At 71.7% G+C, this 17,865-nt stretch carries 19 protein-coding genes; 10 read left to right on the top strand and 9 right to left on the bottom strand.

Annotated elements, in window-relative coordinates:
• Positions 1-2 precede the first annotated feature (2 nt).
• On the top strand, positions 3-665 hold the full coding sequence (locus tag ACLJOU_RS02240; RefSeq protein WP_410562535.1) for a DUF998 domain-containing protein: 663 nt from the start codon (positions 3-5) through the stop codon (positions 663-665).
• Here the strand turns inward: ACLJOU_RS02240 and ACLJOU_RS02245 are convergent.
• Together ACLJOU_RS02245 and ACLJOU_RS02250 are read right to left on the bottom strand one after the other, a co-directional pair.
• Positions 649-1,290 carry an IclR family transcriptional regulator gene (locus tag ACLJOU_RS02245; protein ID WP_410562537.1) on the bottom strand — a complete coding sequence of 214 codons (642 nt, stop codon included), beginning with the start codon at positions 1,288-1,290 and terminating at the stop codon, positions 649-651. The genes ACLJOU_RS02240 and ACLJOU_RS02245 overlap by 17 nt on opposite strands.
• On the bottom strand, positions 1,287-2,141 hold the full coding sequence (locus tag ACLJOU_RS02250; protein WP_410564671.1) for a hypothetical protein: 855 nt from the start codon (positions 2,139-2,141) through the stop codon (positions 1,287-1,289). Before ACLJOU_RS02250 ends, ACLJOU_RS02245 begins: the two co-directional genes overlap by 4 nt.
• An 85-nt stretch (positions 2,142-2,226) precedes the next feature.
• On the opposite strand from ACLJOU_RS02250, the gene ACLJOU_RS02255 reads away from it, so the two are divergent.
• The 3 genes from ACLJOU_RS02255 (at position 2,227) to ACLJOU_RS02265 (ending at position 6,024) form a co-directional block, all read left to right on the top strand.
• On the top strand, positions 2,227-3,399 hold the full coding sequence (locus tag ACLJOU_RS02255) for a homogentisate 1,2-dioxygenase (protein ID WP_410562539.1): 1,173 nt from the start codon (positions 2,227-2,229) through the stop codon (positions 3,397-3,399).
• 79 nt (positions 3,400-3,478) lie between these two features.
• A complete protein-coding gene (locus ACLJOU_RS02260; RefSeq protein ID WP_410562542.1) occupies positions 3,479-5,287 on the top strand; it encodes a substrate-binding and VWA domain-containing protein in 1,809 nt (602 codons plus the stop codon).
• A complete protein-coding gene (locus ACLJOU_RS02265) occupies positions 5,287-6,024 on the top strand; it encodes a hypothetical protein (RefSeq protein WP_410562544.1) in 738 nt (245 codons plus the stop codon). The genes ACLJOU_RS02260 and ACLJOU_RS02265 overlap by 1 nt, the downstream gene beginning before the upstream one ends.
• Here the strand turns inward: ACLJOU_RS02265 and ACLJOU_RS02270 are convergent.
• Positions 6,021-6,917, bottom strand: a complete 897-nt coding sequence (locus ACLJOU_RS02270) for a LysR family transcriptional regulator (protein ID WP_410562546.1) — start codon at positions 6,915-6,917, stop codon at positions 6,021-6,023. The two genes, ACLJOU_RS02265 and ACLJOU_RS02270, sit on opposite strands and share 4 nt — an antisense overlap.
• Before the next feature lie 93 nt (positions 6,918-7,010).
• Between ACLJOU_RS02270 and ACLJOU_RS02275 the strand changes: the two genes are divergently transcribed.
• Positions 7,011-8,249, top strand: a complete 1,239-nt coding sequence (locus ACLJOU_RS02275) for an MFS transporter (protein WP_410562547.1) — start codon at positions 7,011-7,013, stop codon at positions 8,247-8,249.
• Here ACLJOU_RS02275 and ACLJOU_RS02280 read toward each other — a convergent pair.
• Positions 8,216-9,241 (bottom strand): hypothetical protein, encoded by a 1,026-nt coding sequence (locus ACLJOU_RS02280; protein ID WP_410562550.1) that lies wholly within the window; start codon positions 9,239-9,241, stop codon positions 8,216-8,218. The two genes, ACLJOU_RS02275 and ACLJOU_RS02280, sit on opposite strands and share 34 nt — an antisense overlap.
• 151 nt (positions 9,242-9,392) lie before the next feature.
• Between ACLJOU_RS02280 and ACLJOU_RS02285 the strand changes: the two genes are divergently transcribed.
• Entirely contained in the window at positions 9,393-10,187 is a 795-nt protein-coding gene (locus ACLJOU_RS02285) for a DUF2470 domain-containing protein (protein WP_410562552.1), read from the top strand.
• On the opposite strand, the gene ACLJOU_RS02290 is transcribed toward ACLJOU_RS02285, so the two are convergent.
• Positions 10,179-10,640, bottom strand: a complete 462-nt coding sequence (locus ACLJOU_RS02290) for a PPOX class F420-dependent oxidoreductase (protein ID WP_410562554.1) — start codon at positions 10,638-10,640, stop codon at positions 10,179-10,181. The genes ACLJOU_RS02285 and ACLJOU_RS02290 overlap by 9 nt on opposite strands.
• Before the next feature lie 22 nt (positions 10,641-10,662).
• On the opposite strand from ACLJOU_RS02290, the gene ACLJOU_RS02295 reads away from it, so the two are divergent.
• The 3 genes from ACLJOU_RS02295 to ACLJOU_RS02305 all read left to right on the top strand — a co-directional run bounded on the left by ACLJOU_RS02295 (position 10,663) and on the right by ACLJOU_RS02305 (position 13,463).
• Positions 10,663-11,475, top strand: a complete 813-nt coding sequence (locus tag ACLJOU_RS02295; RefSeq protein ID WP_410562555.1) for a CPBP family intramembrane glutamic endopeptidase — start codon at positions 10,663-10,665, stop codon at positions 11,473-11,475.
• A gap of 96 nt (positions 11,476-11,571) precedes the next feature.
• Positions 11,572-12,762, top strand: a complete 1,191-nt coding sequence (locus tag ACLJOU_RS02300) for an arginine deiminase (RefSeq protein ID WP_410564673.1) — start codon at positions 11,572-11,574, stop codon at positions 12,760-12,762.
• Positions 12,763-12,908: 146 nt separating this feature from the next.
• Positions 12,909-13,463, top strand: coding sequence for a ferritin (locus ACLJOU_RS02305; RefSeq protein WP_410562557.1), 555 nt, complete (start codon positions 12,909-12,911; stop codon positions 13,461-13,463).
• Positions 13,464-13,535: 72 nt separating this feature from the next.
• Here ACLJOU_RS02305 and ACLJOU_RS02310 read toward each other — a convergent pair whose 3' ends face one another.
• The 4 genes from ACLJOU_RS02310 to ACLJOU_RS02325 all read right to left on the bottom strand — a co-directional run bounded on the left by ACLJOU_RS02310 (position 13,536) and on the right by ACLJOU_RS02325 (position 16,448).
• Complete coding sequence (locus tag ACLJOU_RS02310) at positions 13,536-14,363, bottom strand: hypothetical protein (RefSeq protein ID WP_410562560.1); 828 nt, start codon at positions 14,361-14,363, stop codon at positions 13,536-13,538.
• Positions 14,360-14,872, bottom strand: a complete 513-nt coding sequence (locus ACLJOU_RS02315) for a SigE family RNA polymerase sigma factor (RefSeq protein ID WP_410562562.1) — start codon at positions 14,870-14,872, stop codon at positions 14,360-14,362. The genes ACLJOU_RS02310 and ACLJOU_RS02315 overlap by 4 nt, the downstream gene beginning before the upstream one ends.
• A gap of 210 nt (positions 14,873-15,082) precedes the next feature.
• Entirely contained in the window at positions 15,083-15,436 is a 354-nt protein-coding gene (locus tag ACLJOU_RS02320; RefSeq protein WP_410562565.1) for a DUF952 domain-containing protein, read from the bottom strand.
• 130 nt (positions 15,437-15,566) lie between these two features.
• Positions 15,567-16,448 carry a DUF5926 family protein gene (locus ACLJOU_RS02325; RefSeq protein ID WP_410562567.1) on the bottom strand — a complete coding sequence of 294 codons (882 nt, stop codon included), beginning with the start codon at positions 16,446-16,448 and terminating at the stop codon, positions 15,567-15,569.
• 53 nt (positions 16,449-16,501) lie between these two features.
• Between ACLJOU_RS02325 and ACLJOU_RS02330 the strand changes: the two genes are divergently transcribed.
• Positions 16,502-17,668: a cytochrome P450 gene (locus ACLJOU_RS02330; protein ID WP_410562569.1), complete on the top strand. Its 1,167-nt coding sequence runs from the start codon at positions 16,502-16,504 to the stop codon at positions 17,666-17,668.
• Positions 17,669-17,865: the final 197 nt, after the last annotated feature.

Genomic DNA, 17,865 nt, shown 5'->3' on the forward strand with positions numbered 1-17,865 from the left:
GGGTGAACACGCCGAAGACGCACGCGGTCTCGCCGCTGCACGGCCGGATCGCGCTCGGCGGCATCGGCCTCGCCGTGGCCATCTCGATCGACCTGCACCTGCGGCTGTCCGGCCAGGTCAGCCCGGTCTGGCAGACCCTGTCGGAGTACGTCTACGGCAAGCTCGGCGCGTCCTCGGCCGCTCCCCTGTTCAGCGTGATGTGCCTGGCCCTGTCGCTCGGCTCGGTGGCGCTGCTCGCCGGGATCGCCAAGGCCCGCCGCCCGGGCACCACGGCCGTCTGCGTGCTGCTCGGCGTCTGGTCGGCCGGCCTGCTCGTGTGCGGCCTGGTCCCCGTCGCCCCGGACGGCCAGGCGCGTTCGCTCGCCGGGCAGGTCCACAACATCGCCGCGCTCACGGCGTTCGTCGCGCTGCCCGCCGCCGCGTTCGTGCTGACGAAGCAGGGCCGCGAGCGCTGCCCCTGGGAGCCGCGCCGGACGACGATCCGGCGGCTGGCCACGGCGAGCTTCGCCAGCGTCGGCGTGGTTCTCGGCGGGTTCGTCGTGACGCTCGTCCTCGGCCCGGCCCAGCAGGACGTCACCCTCGGCCTGTTCGAGCGCCTGCTGTTCACCGTCGACGTCGCCCTGCTGCTGACGATGGTGCGGCCGCTGCTCAGCCGTCCGTCTTGAGGATGTCGGCCAGCCGGGTGGCGGCCGCGACGACCTGGGGCCCCACTTCGGCCGCCTTCAGCGGCTCCATCGACACGACACCGACGCTCGCCCGCAGCCCCGGAACCCCGCGGACGGGCGCCGCGACCCCGGACGCGCCCGCCTCGAGCTCGCCCGTCGACGTCACCCAGCCGTTCCCGCCCGGGCGCAGCGTCATCGCCTTGCCGGCCGCGCCGGCGGTCAGCGGATGCCTGCTCCCGACGCGGTAGGCGACGTGGAAGTTCGTCCACGACGGCTCGACGACGGCCACCGCAAGCGCTTGCGTCCCCTGCGCGACCGAAAGGTGCGCGGTCGCGCCCACCTTTTCGGCCAGCTCGCGCAGCACCGGGCCGGCCGCGTCCCGCAGCTGCGGCAGCACCTGGCCGGCCAGCCGGAGCAGCCCGACGCCGAGCCGGACCTTCGTGCCGTCGCGCCAGACGAGCCCGCGCTCGGACAGCGGCACGAGCAGCCGGTACACGGCCGCGCGGCTGGCCCCGATGGCCACCGCCAGCTCGGAGATGGTCGCCGCGTCGCCGCCGGCGTCGGCCACTGCCTGCAGCAGCGCCAAGCCCCGGTCGAGCGTCAGCGACCCCTCCCGGCTGGTCACAGCAAGCCGAGTTCGCCCAGGTCGGCGACCGGCTCTTCGAACGACGCTGCCGCGTAAGACGCGAAGAGCGCCCGCACGGCCTTCGCGGCCGGCTCGGACAGCGCACGGGCTTCGTCGGCCAGCGCCTGCGCGTCGGTCGACTCCAGGGCCCCCCGGACGTCGCCGCCCGCCAGGCTGCGTGCCGAGGCGACCAGCAGGTTCAGGAAGCCGTGGTGCACGAACCCGGTGTCCGGGTCGGTGTGCCGGACCGCGCGGTGCAGGCTGTTCGTCGCCTTGAACGACGCCCCGGTCGACCCGCTGACGACGGCCAGGAAGTCCGCCACCTCGTCGACGCTGGGGAAGTTCTCGCCCGCCTGCCCGCCGCAGCGGATCTTCGGCCAGCTGCCGTGTTCGATCACCTTCCGGACGCCGTCGAGCCAGCCGACGCCGCGCCGCGGCTCGACCACCCGGATGACGTCCTCGGGCACGAACTCCGAGACGCGCTCGAGCCAGACCTCGTCGACGTCCGACGGCGCCGGCATCTCGACCATCCGCAGCGCGAGCAGCTCACTGCGCGACTCGACGATCGAGATGGCCTTCGGGACACCGCCCAGGCCCGTGTCGATGATCAGCGAAAGCGGCAGCGGCTGCTTCGGCTTGATCTTGATCAGCTCGGTGATGAGCTCGGGCAGCCGCGACGCCTGGCAGAGGAAAACCCCCAGTACACCGGCGTGTTCGGACTCCCGGCTGGCGAAGTGCGCACGCAGCGCTTCGGGCATGGCCGCACCGACCGGAGGGAACAGCGCCGAGTCGTCGACGAGCCTCGCGAACAGGGGAGGAATTCCACGGGGGCCGGGGGGCGTGAGTTCCACAGCGCTTGACACGACTGACACGCTAGTAGCGTACGACATGAGGACAAAATCGTTCGCACAACGGACACGTCAGAAGGGGACGTCGATGCCTTACTACCGGCGAGTAGGCGAGCTCCCGCACAAGCGGCACACCGCGTTCCGGAAGCCGGACGGCGGCCTGTACGCCGAAGAGCTGATGGGCGTCGAGGGCTTCTCCGCCGACTCCGCGCTGCTCTACCACCGCGGTCTGCCGACGGCGATCGTCGACGCCGTCGCGGTCGAGGAGGACCGCGGGTCGCTCACCCCGAACCACCCGCTCAAGCCGCGCGCGTTCAAGACACAGGACCTCAAGTTCGGCGGCGAGGCCGACGCGGTGACCGACCGCCGCCGGCTGTTCGGCAACAACGACGTCACCATCGGGTTCGTCACGGCGACCGCACCGAGCCCGCTGTACCGCAACGCGGCCGGCGACGAGCTGTTCTACGTCCACGGCGGCTCCGCGACCTTCGAGACCGTCTACGGCCGCCTGGAGGTCGGCGACGGCGACTACGTCGTGATCCCGACGTCGTGCACCTACCGGGTCGTCCCCCACGGCGAGGTCAACCTCTTCACCCTCGAGGCGCGCGGGCACATCGGGCCGCCGAAGCGCTACCTGTCGGCGAAGGGCCAGTTCCTGGAGCACTCGCCGTACTGCGAGCGCGACATCCGCGGACCGGCCGAGCCGCTGCTGGAAGACGGCGAGGACGTCGAGGTGCTCGTCCGGCACCGCGCCGGGCTCACGCGCTACACCTACGCGACGCACCCCTTCGACGTCGTCGGCTGGGACGGCTGCCTCTACCCGTGGGTGTTCAACATCGACGACTTCGAGCCGATCACCGGCCGCGTGCACCAGCCGCCGCCCGTGCACCAGACGTTCGAGGGCCCGAACTTCGTCGTCTGCTCCTTCTGCCCGCGGAAGGTCGACTACCACGAGGACGCGATCCCGGTGCCGTACAACCACGCGAACGTCGACTCCGACGAGCTGATGTTCTACGTGCGCGGCAACTACGAGGCCCGCAAGGGCTCGGGGATCGGCATCGGCTCGCTCTCGCTGCACCCGTCCGGCTTCACGCACGGCCCGCAGCCGGGCGCGGCGGAGGCGTCGATCGGCGCGGAGTTCTTCGACGAGACCGCCGTCATGGTCGACACGTTCGCGCCGCTGGAGCTCGGCGAAGCCGCCGACGCGTCCGAAGACCCCGGCTACGCCTGGACGTGGTCGCGCCGCGGCCCTAAGTCATAGTCAAGTTTCGGAAATACCGTCCCCTCCTCGTTCCGGCGCCCGGATAATGAAAATCCGGGTGGCGGAACGGGGAGGCACGATGATCAATTCCCAACCAGCGCGGCGCAGGAGAAAAATCCTCCCGTTCGTGGCCGCGATCGTGGTCGCCGCCGGCCTGATCATCGGCATCCGGTACTGGACCAGCAGCTCGGGCGACGACGCCGACGCCCCGAAGTGCTCGGGCTCCGACGCGGTCGCGCTGAACGTGGCTTCTTCACCGGAAAAGGCCGGGATCGTCCAAGAAGCCGCGAAGGCCTACTCCGGACGGACGGTCGCCGGGCACTGCGTCGACGTCGTCGTGCGGTCGAAGTCCTCCGGCGTCGCGATGCAGGCGCTGGCGAACGGCTGGAACGAAGCCACCGACGGGCCGCGCCCGGACGTCTGGACGCCGGCCGCGAGCGGCTGGGTCAACCTGCTGCGCGTCAACGCCAAGGGCGACACGGCCTCGATCGCGCCGGACGGTGACCCGCCGTCGATCGCGAACTCGCCGCTGGTCGTCGCGATGCCGAAGCCGATGGCCGAGGCGCTCGGCTGGCCCGGCAAGGCGATCGGCTGGAAAGACCTCGCGGCGCTGGCCACCGACCCGGCGGGCTGGGCGAAGTACGGCCATCCCGAGTGGGGGAAGTTCCGGCTCGGCAAGACGAACCCGAACATCTCGACGTCCGGCCTGAACGCCACCATCGGCGCCTACTACGCGGCCACCGGCACGTCGTCGGACCTGACCGCGGCCGCGCTCGAGAAGCCGGACGCGAAGCAGTTCGTCACGCACATCGAGCAGGCGATCGTGCACTACGGCGACACCACGCTCACCTTCCTGACCAACCTGCAGAAGGCCGACGACAAGGGCGCGGCGCTGTCGTACATCTCGGCGGTCACCGTCGAGGAGAACTCGCTGATCGGCTACAACCAGGGCAACCCGACGAACGACCCCGCCAAGGTCGGGCAGCACGGGCCGCCGAAGGTGCCGCTGGTGGCGATCTACCCGGGTGACGGGACGCTGAACTCCGACCACCCGTTCGTCACGCTGAACTGGGCGGACGCCACGCGCAAGCAGATCGCCGCGGACTTCCTGGGCTACCTGCGCCAGGGCGAGACGCAGGCGAAGTTCGCCGCGCTCGGCTTCCGGTCCTTCGAGGGCAAGCCGGGCCCGCAGGCCACGACGGCCAACGGCGTCCAGCCGGACGCGAAGATCACGTTCCTGCGGCCGCCGTCGCCCACGGTGCTGTCGAAACTGCTGACCTCCTGGACCGACCTGCGCAAGAAGGCGAACGTGCTGCTCGTCGTGGACGTCTCGGGTTCGATGGGCGACGAGGTGAAGGGCACCGGCAAGAGCAAGATCGACCTGGCCAAGCAGGCCGCGATCGACTCGCTCGGCCAGTTCGTGCCCCGCGACCAGGTCGGGCTCTGGCAGTTCTCGACCCACCTCGACGGCGACAAGGACTACCAGGAGCTGCTCCCGGTCCAGACGCTCGGCAACAGCGGCAAGGAGACGCTGGCCATGCGGCTGAGCGGGCTGACGCCCCAGTCCGGCACGGGGCTGTACGACTCGTCGCTGGCGGCGTACCAGTACCTGAACGCCCACCTCGACCCGACGGCGATCAACGCGGTCGTGGTGCTCACCGACGGCCGCAACGAGGACTCCGGCGGCGTCGACATCGAGCACCTGCTGCCGCAGCTGCGCCCCGAGGGCAACGCGGAGTCGGTCCGCCTGTTCACCATCGCCTACGGCACGGACGCCGACCAGGACGTGCTGAAGCAGATCGCCGAAGCGACCGCGGGTTCGGAGTACGATTCGTCCAAACCGGACTCGATCAACCAGGTGTTCACCTCCGTGATTTCCAACTTCTGATGAAGTTCGCCCGTGAGCTCGCCGAACCGTGGGGCGTGCTGCTCGCCGCCACGTCGGCCGGGGTGGCGTGGGCCGTGCAGCTGCCGGTCGTCGCCGCCGTCGGGGTCGGGGTGGCGGTGCTCGCCGCGCGGGCGGGCGTGGCCGTGGCCACCCGCGAAAAGGAGCCGGCGCCGCGCCAAGCCCGCGTGCTCGACGTGACGCCGGGATCGGCGGAGGACAACTGGCTGCGACGCGCGTCGGCGGCGGCGGACGGATTCGCCTCACTGAGCGGCTCGCTGGCTTCCGGCCCGCTCGCCGAGCGCGTCGCGGACATGGAGCCGGTGGTCCGGGAGACGCTGTCGACGCTGCACCGCCTGGCCGGCCGGGCGTCGGCGACGGGCCAGGCCCTGGCCCGGGTCGACCTCGCCGCCGTCGCGCGCGAACGGAGCCGGCTGGAAGCCGAGCTCCGCACGGCTCGGCCGGAGGTCCGCGGCGACCTCGAGCAGGCGCTGACCGCGGTCCAGGCCCAGGCGGACGTGCACGCGCGGTTGTCCGGAGCCCGCGACAAGCTGCTGGCCCAGCTGCAGTCCGGCGCACTGGGCCTGGACAGCCTGGTGGCCCGGGTGGCCGAGCTGACGGCGGCGACCACGGACGTCACCGTGGACACGGGTGCGGTGCGCGAGCTGAGCGACCAGCTGGAGGGGATTCGGCAGGGGGTCCTGGAGACCGAGCAGGCGACGCGGAAGTCGCTGGGCTAGCCGGCCCAGCCCGGCCGCCAGGCGCCGGTGGGGCGCTCGGTCTTCGTCAGGTGCCGCCGAAGGGCCGTGAGCCCGGGGTGGGCGTTGCCCCGGCGCCACACCAGTGAATGCGGGTACACCGGCTCGGGCGCTTCGATCGGCACGCGCCGCAAGCCGTGCTCGGGCGGCCACAACACCCGGCTGCCGGCGCCGACCAGAGTCGCCACCGTCCCCGACTCCGCGATCGTGTCCAGCACCACCTCGATGCCGAAATTCGGTCCGCCGGCGTCGATCCACAGATCGAACGCGGCCGCGAACTCGGCGTAGTACGCGCCCCACTCGGTGCCGGGGACCACCCCCGGCAGCCGGATCCGGTGCCCGGCCAGCTCGGCCGGAGTCACCGAAGGTGCCTCGGCCAGCGGGTGCGCGGGACCGCACAACAGCTGGATCGGCTCGTCGAGCACCCACTGCGCGTCGAGGCCATCGGGCAGCGAGACGACCGCGCGGAACGACGCGTCGATCGAGCCCTCCCGGAGGGCGTCGGCCGCGGTGTCGAAGAGCGTCGCGACTTCCAGCGCGATCTCGGGGTGTGCCTCGTGGAACCCGCGCAGCAACGTGGCCGGGCAGAGCCGCCGTCCGATGACGTCGACCCGGAGCGGCCCGCCGCGCACCGACGCGAGCGCGCGCCGCTCGGCCGTCAGCAGTTCGCGGGCGTGGGGCAGGAAGGCCTCGCCCTCCCCGGTGAGCACGGCTCCGCGGGCGGTGCGCCTGAACAGCCGGACACCCACGGTCTTCTCGAGCGCGGCAATACGCTTCGAGACCGCCTGCTGCGTGATCGACAGGTCGGTGGCGGCGTCCTGGAACCGGCCCGCCTCCACAACGGCGAGGAAGGTGCGCACGGCGTCGAGATCCACAGCGACCGACTCTAGATTCACAACGCGGCGTTGTGGCTCGCCGCCGCGTCGGTTGTTTGCCGCGGGGCGCCCTTCCCGGCTTTGATCTCCTGCGTGGTGCGCGGGCGGTCGCTGGGGCCGCGGTTCAGGTGGCTCTGGTCGGCCTACGCCGTGAGTGCGTTCGGGACCTGGCTCGGCTTCGGGGCCTTTCCCATGCTCGCCATCCTCGTCCTGCACGCCGGGCCCGCGGCCGTCTCGGCGCTCGCCGCCGTCGGGCCGGCCGTCGGGGCGCTCGTGGCCGTTCCGCTGGGCCCGTGGGTCGACCGCCGCCGGAAGCAGCCGGTGATGGTGGCCATGGACCTGGTGCGGTTCGGTGCGCTGGTCAGCGTGCCGACCGCCTACGGGCTCGGCGTCCTGAGCTTCGTGCAGCTCCTGGCCGTCTCGGTGGTCGTCGCCGCGGCGGACATCACCTTCACTTCAGCCAGCGGCGCCTTCCTCAAGGGACTCGTCCCGCCGGAAGACCTGCTCCTCGCCAACGGCCGCTTCGAGGCCACCAACTGGACCGCCACCGCGCTCGGGCCGCCGCTCGGTGGGGCGGCGTTCGCGCTGCTCGGGCCGGTGACCTCGGTGGTCGCCAACGCCGTCAGCTTCCTGCTCTCCGCGCTGGGGATCCGGGCGATCCGCGGGGACGAGGCACGCCCGCGCAACGCCACCCGGCTGCGCCTGCGCGATCTCGCCGACGGGTGGCGCTTCCTGCTGGCGCACCCGGGACTGCGGCCGCTGCTGTTCAACGCCATGGTGTTCAACGGCCTGGTCATGGGCACCGAGCCGCTGCTCGCCGTGCTGATGCTCAACCAGCTCGGGCTCACGCCGTGGCAGTACGGCCTCGCGTTCGCCGTCCCGTGCCTCGGCGGCCTCGCCGGCTCGCGGCTGACCCCGCGGCTCGTCCAGCGGTTCGGCCGCCACCGCGTCCTGGTCACTGCGGGTGCGGTCCGGGCGTGCTGGCTGTTCGCGCTGGCGTTCATCCCGGCCGGCACCGCCGGGCTGCTCTACGTCATGGTCGTCGAGCTCGGCCTGATCGTCAGCTGCAGCGTCTTCAACCCCGTCCTCGCGACCTACCGGCTGGAGCAGCTCCCGGCGGACCGGATCGCGCGGACGCTCTCGGCGTGGTCGGTCAGCACCAAGGCGGCGATCGCCACCCTGACCGCCGTCTGGGGCGTGCTGGCCGGCGTCATCGGCCCGCGGTGGGCGATCGGCGTCGCCGGGGTTCTCGTGCTGGTGACGCCGCTACTGCTGCCCCGTCGTGATCGGACGCCCACTCAGCCGAGCCAGACCGTGCCCAGCACCGGGTAGCCCGGCACGCCCGCTGTCGCTCCGCCGGGACGGGGGACGCCCGCGATCCACAGCCGTCCGGTGGCGGCGACGTTCGCCGCCATCGAGGGGTCCGCCGTGGGCATGCGGAAGCCGATCACCGTTCCGTCCGCGAGCATCGTCAAGCCGCTCAACCGGGCGCCGCGGGGTCCCATGCGGACCGGGCCGTCCAGCACCGCGCGCAGCTCCGTCCAGTGGTCCGCCGGGAGAGGGCGGCCGTAGGCGACCGAACGGGCCGCCGCCACCAGCGCGGTCAGCGAGGCCGCGCCCGCGAACGTCCAGGTGATCCAGCCCGTGGCCGGGAAGTCGAGCCGGACCCAGCCCGCGAACGCGGCCAGGAGCAGCAGGAACGCGGCCAGCGCGCGGTGGTCGCGGGCGATGCGGCGCCGGTGCGCCGTCAGCACCGGGTCGAGCCGCGGCGAATACGCTCCGGCCGCCGGTGGCACGGCCACCGCGGCCGCCGGTGGCACCGGGAAGATCCTGGCGCGGCGGACCCGCATCACCCCGGGGAACCCGACGAACACCTTCGGGCCCCGGCCGAGCAGCCACACCCGCCGGTGCGTGGCCAGCAGCAGCCGGTAGGGCTCGTCGAGCCGGACGCGCAGCCACCGGCCGTCGGGCAGCCGGACCCCGACCGACCGCCCGGCGGCGACCAGACCGTCGGGGGCGATGTCCACCTGCCGGAAAGCTTCCCGTTTCAGCCGTGCCTCCGGCACGCGGACGTAAGCGCGGTACCGCCACCACGCCTCGACCGAGCCCACCAGCGCGAGGATGCCGACCGGCAGCACCACCCCGGCACCGGTGAAGAACTGGGCGACCCCCAACGCCAGCAGTAACCAGGACAGCAGCCGCTGGTTGGCGGCGTTGCGCCCGAGGCGGTCGAGGTATTCGCCGAAGATCGGCAGGGCCCCGGACGGCATGGCGGGGTCGAGTTCGAAAGCGCGGACGCGCTCGGGGACCGGGACGATCGGCACGCGGAACCCCCAGGGGGTCGGGTTGTCATCCGCTTTTCGCCAAAGTGGGCACCGGCGTTACCGGATGCGCCGTTCAGCGGAACGAACGTGACCGCCACGACTACCCAGACCGTCGAGTTCAGGTTAGGCTCACCTAAGTAGGAGGTGAGCCGTGACCGAGGCCCCCACATCCGTCCGCCGCCCGCCGGCGCCGAACCCCGCCGAGCGCGCCAAGACGATCGCGACCCGCAACGGCCCCGCGTCGTTGCTGCCCACCTGCGATCGGGCCGACCTCGACGGCGAGCGTGTCGTGCCGGTGCTGCACCACGTGCACCACAGCGGCAGCGTCAGCGTGCTGCTGCCGGACGACCACCCGATGGTCCGCGCGGCGCAGCAGACCCAGCGCGGCGAGCTGGCCGTGATGGTCGAGCTCGCCGACCGAGCCCCGGTGGACCTGCGCGAACCGATCCGCGGCCTGCTGTGGATCACCGGCTGGCTGCGGCCGCTCTCACCGGTTTCGGCCCGCGCGCGGGCGGTGGCGATCGCCGAGACACGGCCGGACGAACGGCTCCTCGACGTCGGCCACGGCGTCACGCTGCTGCGGCTCACCCCGGCGTCGCTCGTGCTCGCCGATGCCGAAGGCACGCACTCGCTGCGCCCGCACACGTTCAGCGCGGCGCCGCCCGACCCGTTCCACGACTACGAGGCCCGCTGGCTGCGGCACCTGGAGAGCGACCACTCCGACGTCGTCGAGCAGCTCGCGAAGCACCTGCCGGCGGAGCTGCGCGGCGGCCGGATCCGGCCGCTCGGCCTCGACCGGTTCGGGCTGCGGCTGCGCGTCGAGTCCGGCACCGGCGACCACGACGTGCGGCTGGCGTTCTCGAAGTCCGTCGACAACCCGGCGCAGCTCGCGTCGGAGCTGCGCCGGCTCGTCGGCTGCCCGTTCCTGCGCGGGCGGTCAGGCTAGTTCGGCGGGGAAGCCGCCCTTCGCGATCGGGCCCCAGCTCTCGATCGTGACGCGGATGATGCTCTTGCCCTGCTTCACCATGGCCTCGCGGTATTCGGCCCAGTCCGGGTGTTCGCCCGAAATGGCGCGGAAGTACTCGACGAGCGGCTCGATCGACTCCGGGATGTCCAGCACCTCGGCGGTGCCGTTCAGCTGCACCCACTGGTCGTTCCACTCGTCGGACAGGATGCAGGCGGAGACCTTCGGGTTGCGCTTGACGTTCACGACCTTCGCGCGCTTCGGGTAGGTCGAGATGACCAGCCTGCCCTCGGCGTCGACGCCGCAGGTGACCGGCGAGAGCTGCGGCCCGCCGTCGGCCTTCGTGGTCAGCAGGATGGCGCGGTGACGGGTCGACAGGAACTCGACCAGCGCGGCGCGGTCGACGGTTTCGTTGGTGGCGATGCTCCTCGGCATACCCCGAAGGTAGCGTGCGTCCATGACGTTCACCGCGCGATCCTGGCTGGCCCCGGCCCGGCCGGACTTCCCCGGGACGGTCGAAGACCCGGCCGAGCGCCGCGCGATCAAGCTGGAGCTGCTGATCGTCTTCGGGATCACGCTGGGCCTGTCCGGGGTGCGCAGCCTGCTGTCCCTTGTGGACTCGCTGCTGCAGCCGGTGCCGCTGGCCCAGCAGCAGACCCAGCTGAACGTGCCGCAGGCCGCCGCCAGCCTGATCGACCTGCTCAAGCAGCTGCTGTCGGCCGCGCAGCTGGTCGGCTGGGGCGCGCTCGGGCTGTACCTGCTGTGGCGCGCGGGCATCAAGGTCGCACAGCTCGGCCTGGACCGCCGGGCGCCGGGCCGGGACGCGCTGCTGACCGTCGCGCTCGCCGCGCTGATCGGGCTCCCGGGCCTGGCGCTCTACTTCGTCTCCTACCACCTCGGGTTCAGCCTGGCGGTGCAACCGTCCACTTTGGGCGACACGTGGTGGCGGCCGATCTCGCTGACGCTCTCGGCGTTCGGCAACGCTTTCGCCGAGGAAGTCCTGGTCATCGGCTACCTGCTGACGCGGCTGCGGCAGCTCGGCGTCCGGGAGAACAACGCCGTGTTCGGCGCCGCCGTGCTGCGCGGGTCGTACCACCTCTACCAGGGGTTCGGCGGGTTCGTCGGGAACCTGATCATGGGGCTGGTGTTCGGGCGGCTGTGGCAGAAGACCAACCGGCTGTGGCCGCTGGTCGCCGCGCACACGCTGTTCGACTTCGTGTCGTTCGTCGGGTATGCCCTGCTGAAGGGGCACGTTTCCTGGCTGCCGTAGAAAACACAGCGGCGCGAAGCGCCTTCCTTTGAGGGCGGCGGCGGGGGCATGGATGGATAGGATCGGGGGGTGATCGACGAAACGGCACCTCCCCGGGTGGACAGCGAAGTCGGACCCCTGCGCGCGGTGCTGCTGCACCGGCCCGGCAACGAGCTCAAAAGGCTGACGCCCCGCAACAACGACCAGCTCCTGTTCGACTCGATCCCGTGGGTCGACCGGGCCCAGGACGAGCACGACGCGTTCGCCGAAGTGCTGCGCGGCCGAGGCGTCGACGTCCTGCTGCTGGCCGACGCGCTCCGCACGGCCCTGGAGGACGACCGCGCCCACGCGGCCGGCGTGCACGCGGCGGTCGACGACCGGCGGCTCGGCGGTGACCTGGCCGACTCGCTGCGGTCGCACCTGTCGGGCGTCGACGCGGCCGGCCTCGCCGAGGTGCTGATGGCCGGCATGACGTTCGAGGAGCTGCCGTCGGCCGAAGGCGCGTCGCTGGTGCGGATGATGAACCACCCGCACGACTTCGCCGTCGATCCGCTGCCGAACCTGCTGTTCACCCGCGATTCGTCGGTGTGGATCGCCGACCGGGTGGCGGTTTCGTCGCTGACCATGCCCGCGCGCCGCCGCGAGACCGCGGTGCTCGACCTGATCTACGCCTACCACCCGCAGTTCCGCCACGCCGCTCGCGCGTACGGCGCCCACTCGGCGCCGATCGAAGGCGGCGACGTGATGCTGCTGGCGCCGGGCGTGCTCGCCATCGGCGTCGGCGAGCGGACGACGGCGGCGGGCGCGGAGTCGCTGGCCCGCTCGGTGTTCGCCGACGGCATCGCGCACACCGTGCTGGCGGTGCCGATCGAGCAGTCCCGGGCGACCATGCACCTGGACACCGTGTGCACCATGGTCGACGCCGACGCGGTGGTGATGTACCCGCTGGCCCGCGACCTGCTGACGGCGTTCACGCTACGCCCGACCGGCGACGGCGGGGTGAAGGTCGCCGGCCCGGCGCCGTTCCTGACGGCCGCGGCCGAAGCGATGGAGATCGACCGCCTGCGCGTCATCGACACCGGCCTCGACCCCGTGACGGCCGAACGCGAGCAGTGGGACGACGGCAACAACACCCTCGCCCTGGCACCCGGCGTGGTCGTCGGCTACGAGCGGAACGTCGAGACGAACGAGCGGCTGGAGGCGGCCGGCATCGAGGTGCTGCCGATCGCGGGCTCCGAACTGGGCTCCGGCCGGGGTGGGCCGCGGTGCATGTCCTGCCCGGTCCGCCGGGACCCGCTGCAGAAATGAAAGCAAGCCTTCCCTAAATTGGTTCGACGATTTAGGGAAGGCTTACTTAAATAAGGTTCGTCTTCTTTAGGAATGGTAACCCTAATAGGGCCCGGATCACCAGGCCCCGGTGGCCTTTCCCGGAAACTTGATCTATTCTGATCTGCATGGCCCTCACCAAGAAGAAAGAGCCGCGCTCGAAGTTCTTCGAACTGCTGCAGGCGCAGATCCATAACGAGTTCAACGCGTCCCAGCAGTACATCGCGCTCGCGGTGTGGTTCGACGCCGAGGACCTGCCGCAGCTCGCGAAGCACTTCTACAAGCAGTCCGTCGAGGAGCGCAACCACGCGATGGCGCTCGTGCAGTACATGCTCGACCGCGACCACCACGTCGAAATCCCCGGCACCGGGGAGGTGCGCAACGACTTCTCCGGCGTCACCGAGCTCATCGAGCTCGCGCTCGAGCAGGAGAAGGAGGTCGCTGCCGACATCTCCGCGATGGTGAAGGCGGCGCGCGCCGAAGAGGACTACATCAGCGAGCAGTTCACGCAGTGGTTCCTCAAGGAGCAGGTCGAAGAGATCTCGCAGATGAACACGCTGCTGAACGTCGTCAAGCGCGCGAACGGCAACCTGTTCGAGGTCGAGAACCACCTGTACCGCGAGTCCGTCGGCGACGGCGGCACCGACTCGCAGATGCCGCCCGTGGCCGGCGGCAAGCTCTGACGCTCCTCCGTGGTTCGAGAAACCCGGGCCCTCCCCCTGTGGACGGCCCGGGTTTCCGCATGCGGCCGGCGCTCAGCCGGCGCAGTCCTGGGTGACGCTCAGCAGGCTCGTCTGCACGACTCCGGCGTCACCGAGCAGGAACCGGTAGCGGGTGGCGGCCCCGGCCGGGGCGAAGACGCTGCCGTCCTCTTCCTTGGCCGCGGTGTAGACGGCGAAGATCTGGTCCTTTGTGGACCCGGCGCCGATGCCTTCGGCGGTGTGCGCGGCCACGTCCGGGGTGACGGCGACGACCCCGGCGGCCTTGGAGATGACGACGCTCGCGGGCGCGGGGACCCCGCTGCCCTGTGCCTTGTAGACGGTGCAGCTCGCGGCGGCCTGGGCGTCGCTGAGCGTCACGGTCTGCGCGGCCACGTCGGCCTCGGTCATCCCGAGCTTGAGGCGGCCGAAACCGTCGGCCGCGAGCAGCGGCCCGCTGGTCACCGCGGCGAGCCTCGACGGCGACGGCGTGGGCGACGGCCGCCGCGGCGGTGGCGGCGTTGACACTCCCGGCGGCGCGGAAGCCTGGATGCTCTGCGTGCCGGTCGGCCCCGGGGTCGATGGCTCCGGCGGCCGGCCGGGCGTGAGGTTTTCGGGCGGTTTGACGCTGATCCCGGTCCCGTCGGCGGACATCACCGCGGTGCCGTCCTCGCCGTGGACCCGGATCACGGTGAGCCCACCGGCGACGGCGACCACGGCGGCCGCGACCCCGGCCACGGCCTGCACGGTGTGGCGACGACGGCGACGCCGTCGCGCACCGGCGACGATGACCGTGCCGGCGTCCGGCGGCGGAGGCAGGTCCAGCCGCTCGTCGGCGAACAGCGCGCGCAGGCGCTGCTCCAGTTCGTCCTCGGAGATGTTCAACCCGCACCACTCCCTTCGCCTTCGCCGTCGGCCGACTTCAGCTTGCTCCGCAGCGACGTGATGGCCTTGCTGGCCTGGCTCTTCACCGTGCCCTGGGTGATACCGAGGACGCCGGCGATCTCCGCTTCCGAGAGACCTTCGTAGTAACGCAGGACCATCACGGCCCGTTGTCTCGGCGGCAGCGTTCGTAACGCACGCCACAGCGGCTCGTGCTCGAACGGGTCGGCCGGCACGTGCGGCCTGGTGTCCGGCAGGTCCGCGACGAGGTTCTCGCGGCGCGTCCGGCGCCAGCGGCTCACGTGCGCGTTCGCCATCGACCGGCGGACGTAGGCCAGCGGATCGCCCGTCTTCTCGTGGACGTACGACCAGCGCGAACCGATCTTCTCCAGCACGGTCTGCACCAGGTCCGCCGCGTCGTGCGGATTGCCGGTGAGCGCGTGGCCGTACCGCAGCAGGCCCGGCAGGGTGACCTGCACGAAATCGCCGAAGTCGACGAAGTCGCCAGGCAAAGTCGCGGCCCTCCCTCGGCCTGCGCTGGTCACCCACGTTTCTCCCCCGGTGAAGACGGGTGCCGCAGCGGTCACCGTATCGCCTCCCATCGGGGTCGGGTAGCCGGAAGCCGGCTCGCTTTCCTCCCCAACACGCATCACAGCCCCCTCAGGTTGCCCGCGTCCCCGGCCGAATTCGCGATCGCTCGGCCGGGTGATGGTCTGCCCACGTCAGCGGCGGGCGAGCGCGTCGGGCAGCCGGAAACCGCCGCCCTCGGACTCACGGAATTCGTGCACGCCGACGACCGCGGCGTGCGGGATCGGGCCGTAGACGTGCGGGAACCAGAGCCCGTCCGGGTGCGGCGGCACGCCTTCCTCCCAGCGGACCGGCGCTTCGACCTTCGCCGGGTCGATTTCCAGCAGCACCAGATCGGTGCGGCCCCGGTACCGGATGTTGGCCGGCAGGTGCACCGCGCCGAAGTCGGAACAGTGGATGAACCCGATTTCCGCCAGCGAAGGCGCGCGGAACTCGCCGCCTTCACGCACTTCGGCCCAGTCGGCCGCCCCGCAGATGTGAAGTATCACGCCGAGAATGGTCCCACCGGCGCGATCCGGCGGCGGTGTCTCGTGCGCCACATAATGCCTGGTTGAACGCTCATCGAGCGCGTGAAAGACCACCGATGCGTACCGGTGGTCCGGCGCCGGGCGCCCTGGGTCAGCGCAAGGTGAGCTGACGGCCGATGAGGCCGTCCCGCGCCCGCCGCTCGGCGGCGTTCAGCGGCTCGTCGTCGAGCGACTTCAACGCCGTCTCGAGCCGGGCACCGAGGGCGTCCTTCGCCTCCGCCCACTCGCGGGCGTGGGCCTCGGGGTCGAGGTCCCAGACCGGGACGAGCAGGCCGTGCGCCCGGAACGAGCCCGCGTAACGCGAGCCTTCGCCGAGGGCGAGCTCCCCGGCCGCGGACAGCCGGGCCAGGGCCTGGAGCAGCAGGTTCTCCGGCTCCGGCCGGACCCACCGCAGGTGGGCCTTCTCGCCGGCGAGCACCCAGTAGGCGCCGGAGCCGAGCCGTTCGGTGGGCATGATGGCGGCGTTCGCCCGCTCGAGCGACACCGCGACGTCCCCGGTCGCGTCCGCGTCTTCGGGCAGCCACCAGCCGAAGTCCTTGTGCAGCGTGACGTCGAGTTCGGCGTCCGGCGACAGCAGGTCCTGCAGGCGCGCGTGCTCGTCGGCGGACGGCGGGGTGGTGGTGTCCGGCACCCCGAGGACGTCGCCCTCCTTGGCGTCCAGCAGCCACTTCAGCGACCGGCCGAGGTCACGGCTGATGTCGGACGAGCGGGTCTGCACCTGCAGGCCGAGGTAGCGCCGGCCGTCCGAGCGGACGAACGCGGCCGCCGCCATGGGCAGCACGGTCCCGAGGGTGACGTCCCCGCCGTCGGCGAGGGTGAGCTGGGCCGTCGCGGACGGCACGAACTCGCGCAGCGCGATCAGCTCGGGCTCCGCCGCCAGCCCTTCGAACGGCTGGCCGACGAAGACGTCGCGCACCTTCGGCTTGCGGTCCGACGCCTGCTTGGGACCCTTCTTGCGCGCGCCCTTGCCCACTGCTGCCTCCTCTGGCTCGGCTTCAGACGCTATCGAAGGGTTAGTCTCGCGACGTGTTCGACCCCCGCGATCCCGCGTTCCTGGCAGACCCGTACCCGGCGTTCGCCGCCCTGCGCGCGGAAGGCGAAGTCCATTTCCACGACGGCCTCGGCATCGCCATCGCGGTGTCGCACGCCGCGTCGTCGGCGGTGCTGCGCCACCGCGGCCTGGGCCGGATCTGGCAGGACGCCCAGCCGCTCGAGCGGTTCGCCTCGTTCAACCTCCTGCACCGCAACTCGCTCCTGGAGAACGAGCCGCCGGCGCACACGAGGCTCAGGCGCCTGATCGCGGGCGCCTTCGGCCGCGGCCACGTACAACGGCTGCGCCCGATGGTGGCCACGCTCGCCGCCCGGATGGTCGACGACCTGGCGGCCGCCATCGCCGCCGACGGCAGCGCCGACCTCCTCGAGCACCTCGCCCAGCCGCTGCCGGTCGCGGTGATCGCCGAGCTCCTGGGCGTCCCGGGCACCGACGGGCCGCGCATGGTCGAGCTGTCCAACGCGATCGTGAAGATGTACGAGTACGGCCTCCCGGAGGAGGGACGCGACGCCGCCGAGCGGGCGTCCGCCGAGTTCGTCTCGTACGTCCGCTCGGTCGCTTCGGCCCGCGCGGAAGCACCGGGCGAGGACATCATCAGCGACTTGTTGCGCAGCGAGCTGACACCGGACGAGCTGGTCGCGACGGCGGTGTTGTTGCTGATGGCCGGCCACGAGGCGACGGTCAACGTGCTCGGCAACGGCATCACGGCCCTGCTCACGCACCGGGACCAGTGGGAGCGCCTGCTGGCCTCACCTGCCCTTCTGGATTCGTGTGTCGAGGAGCTGATCCGCTTCGACGCGCCACTGCAGCTGTTCGAGCGAACGGCGACCGAGGACGTGTCGATCTGCGGACATGTCGTCCGCCGTGGCGAGAAGATCGGCGCACTGCTGGGCGCCGCGGCCCGCGACCCGAAGGTGTTCGACGCGCCGGACCGCCTGGACATCGGCCGGACGCCGAACGCCCACCTCGGGTTCGGCCTGGGAATTCACTACTGCGTGGGTGCTCCTCTCGCTCGGGTGGAGATCGCCGCCGCGTTGAGTGCGCTGACGGAGAAGCTGCCGGGCTTGCGGTTGGTGGGGACTCCGCCGCGGCGGCCGGAGTTCGTCATCCGCGGGTTGCGGGAGCTCCGGGTCACCGGGTGAGTGGGTTTCGGCCGGATGTCGGGTGACTCCGGCCGGGCCTCACGTGATTCCGGCCCGAACTCGCGGGATCCGCGGCGGAACTCGCGTGACTCGGGTCCGGACTCGCATGCGGGGAAAGCGGAACTCGCGTGATCCCAGCCGGATCTCGCGTGAGTGAAGGCGGATCTCGCGTGGTTGGGAGGGCATCTCGCGTGATT

Source organism: Amycolatopsis sp. cmx-4-61 (assembly GCF_046548775.1).
GTDB lineage: Bacteria > Actinomycetota > Actinomycetes > Mycobacteriales > Pseudonocardiaceae > Amycolatopsis.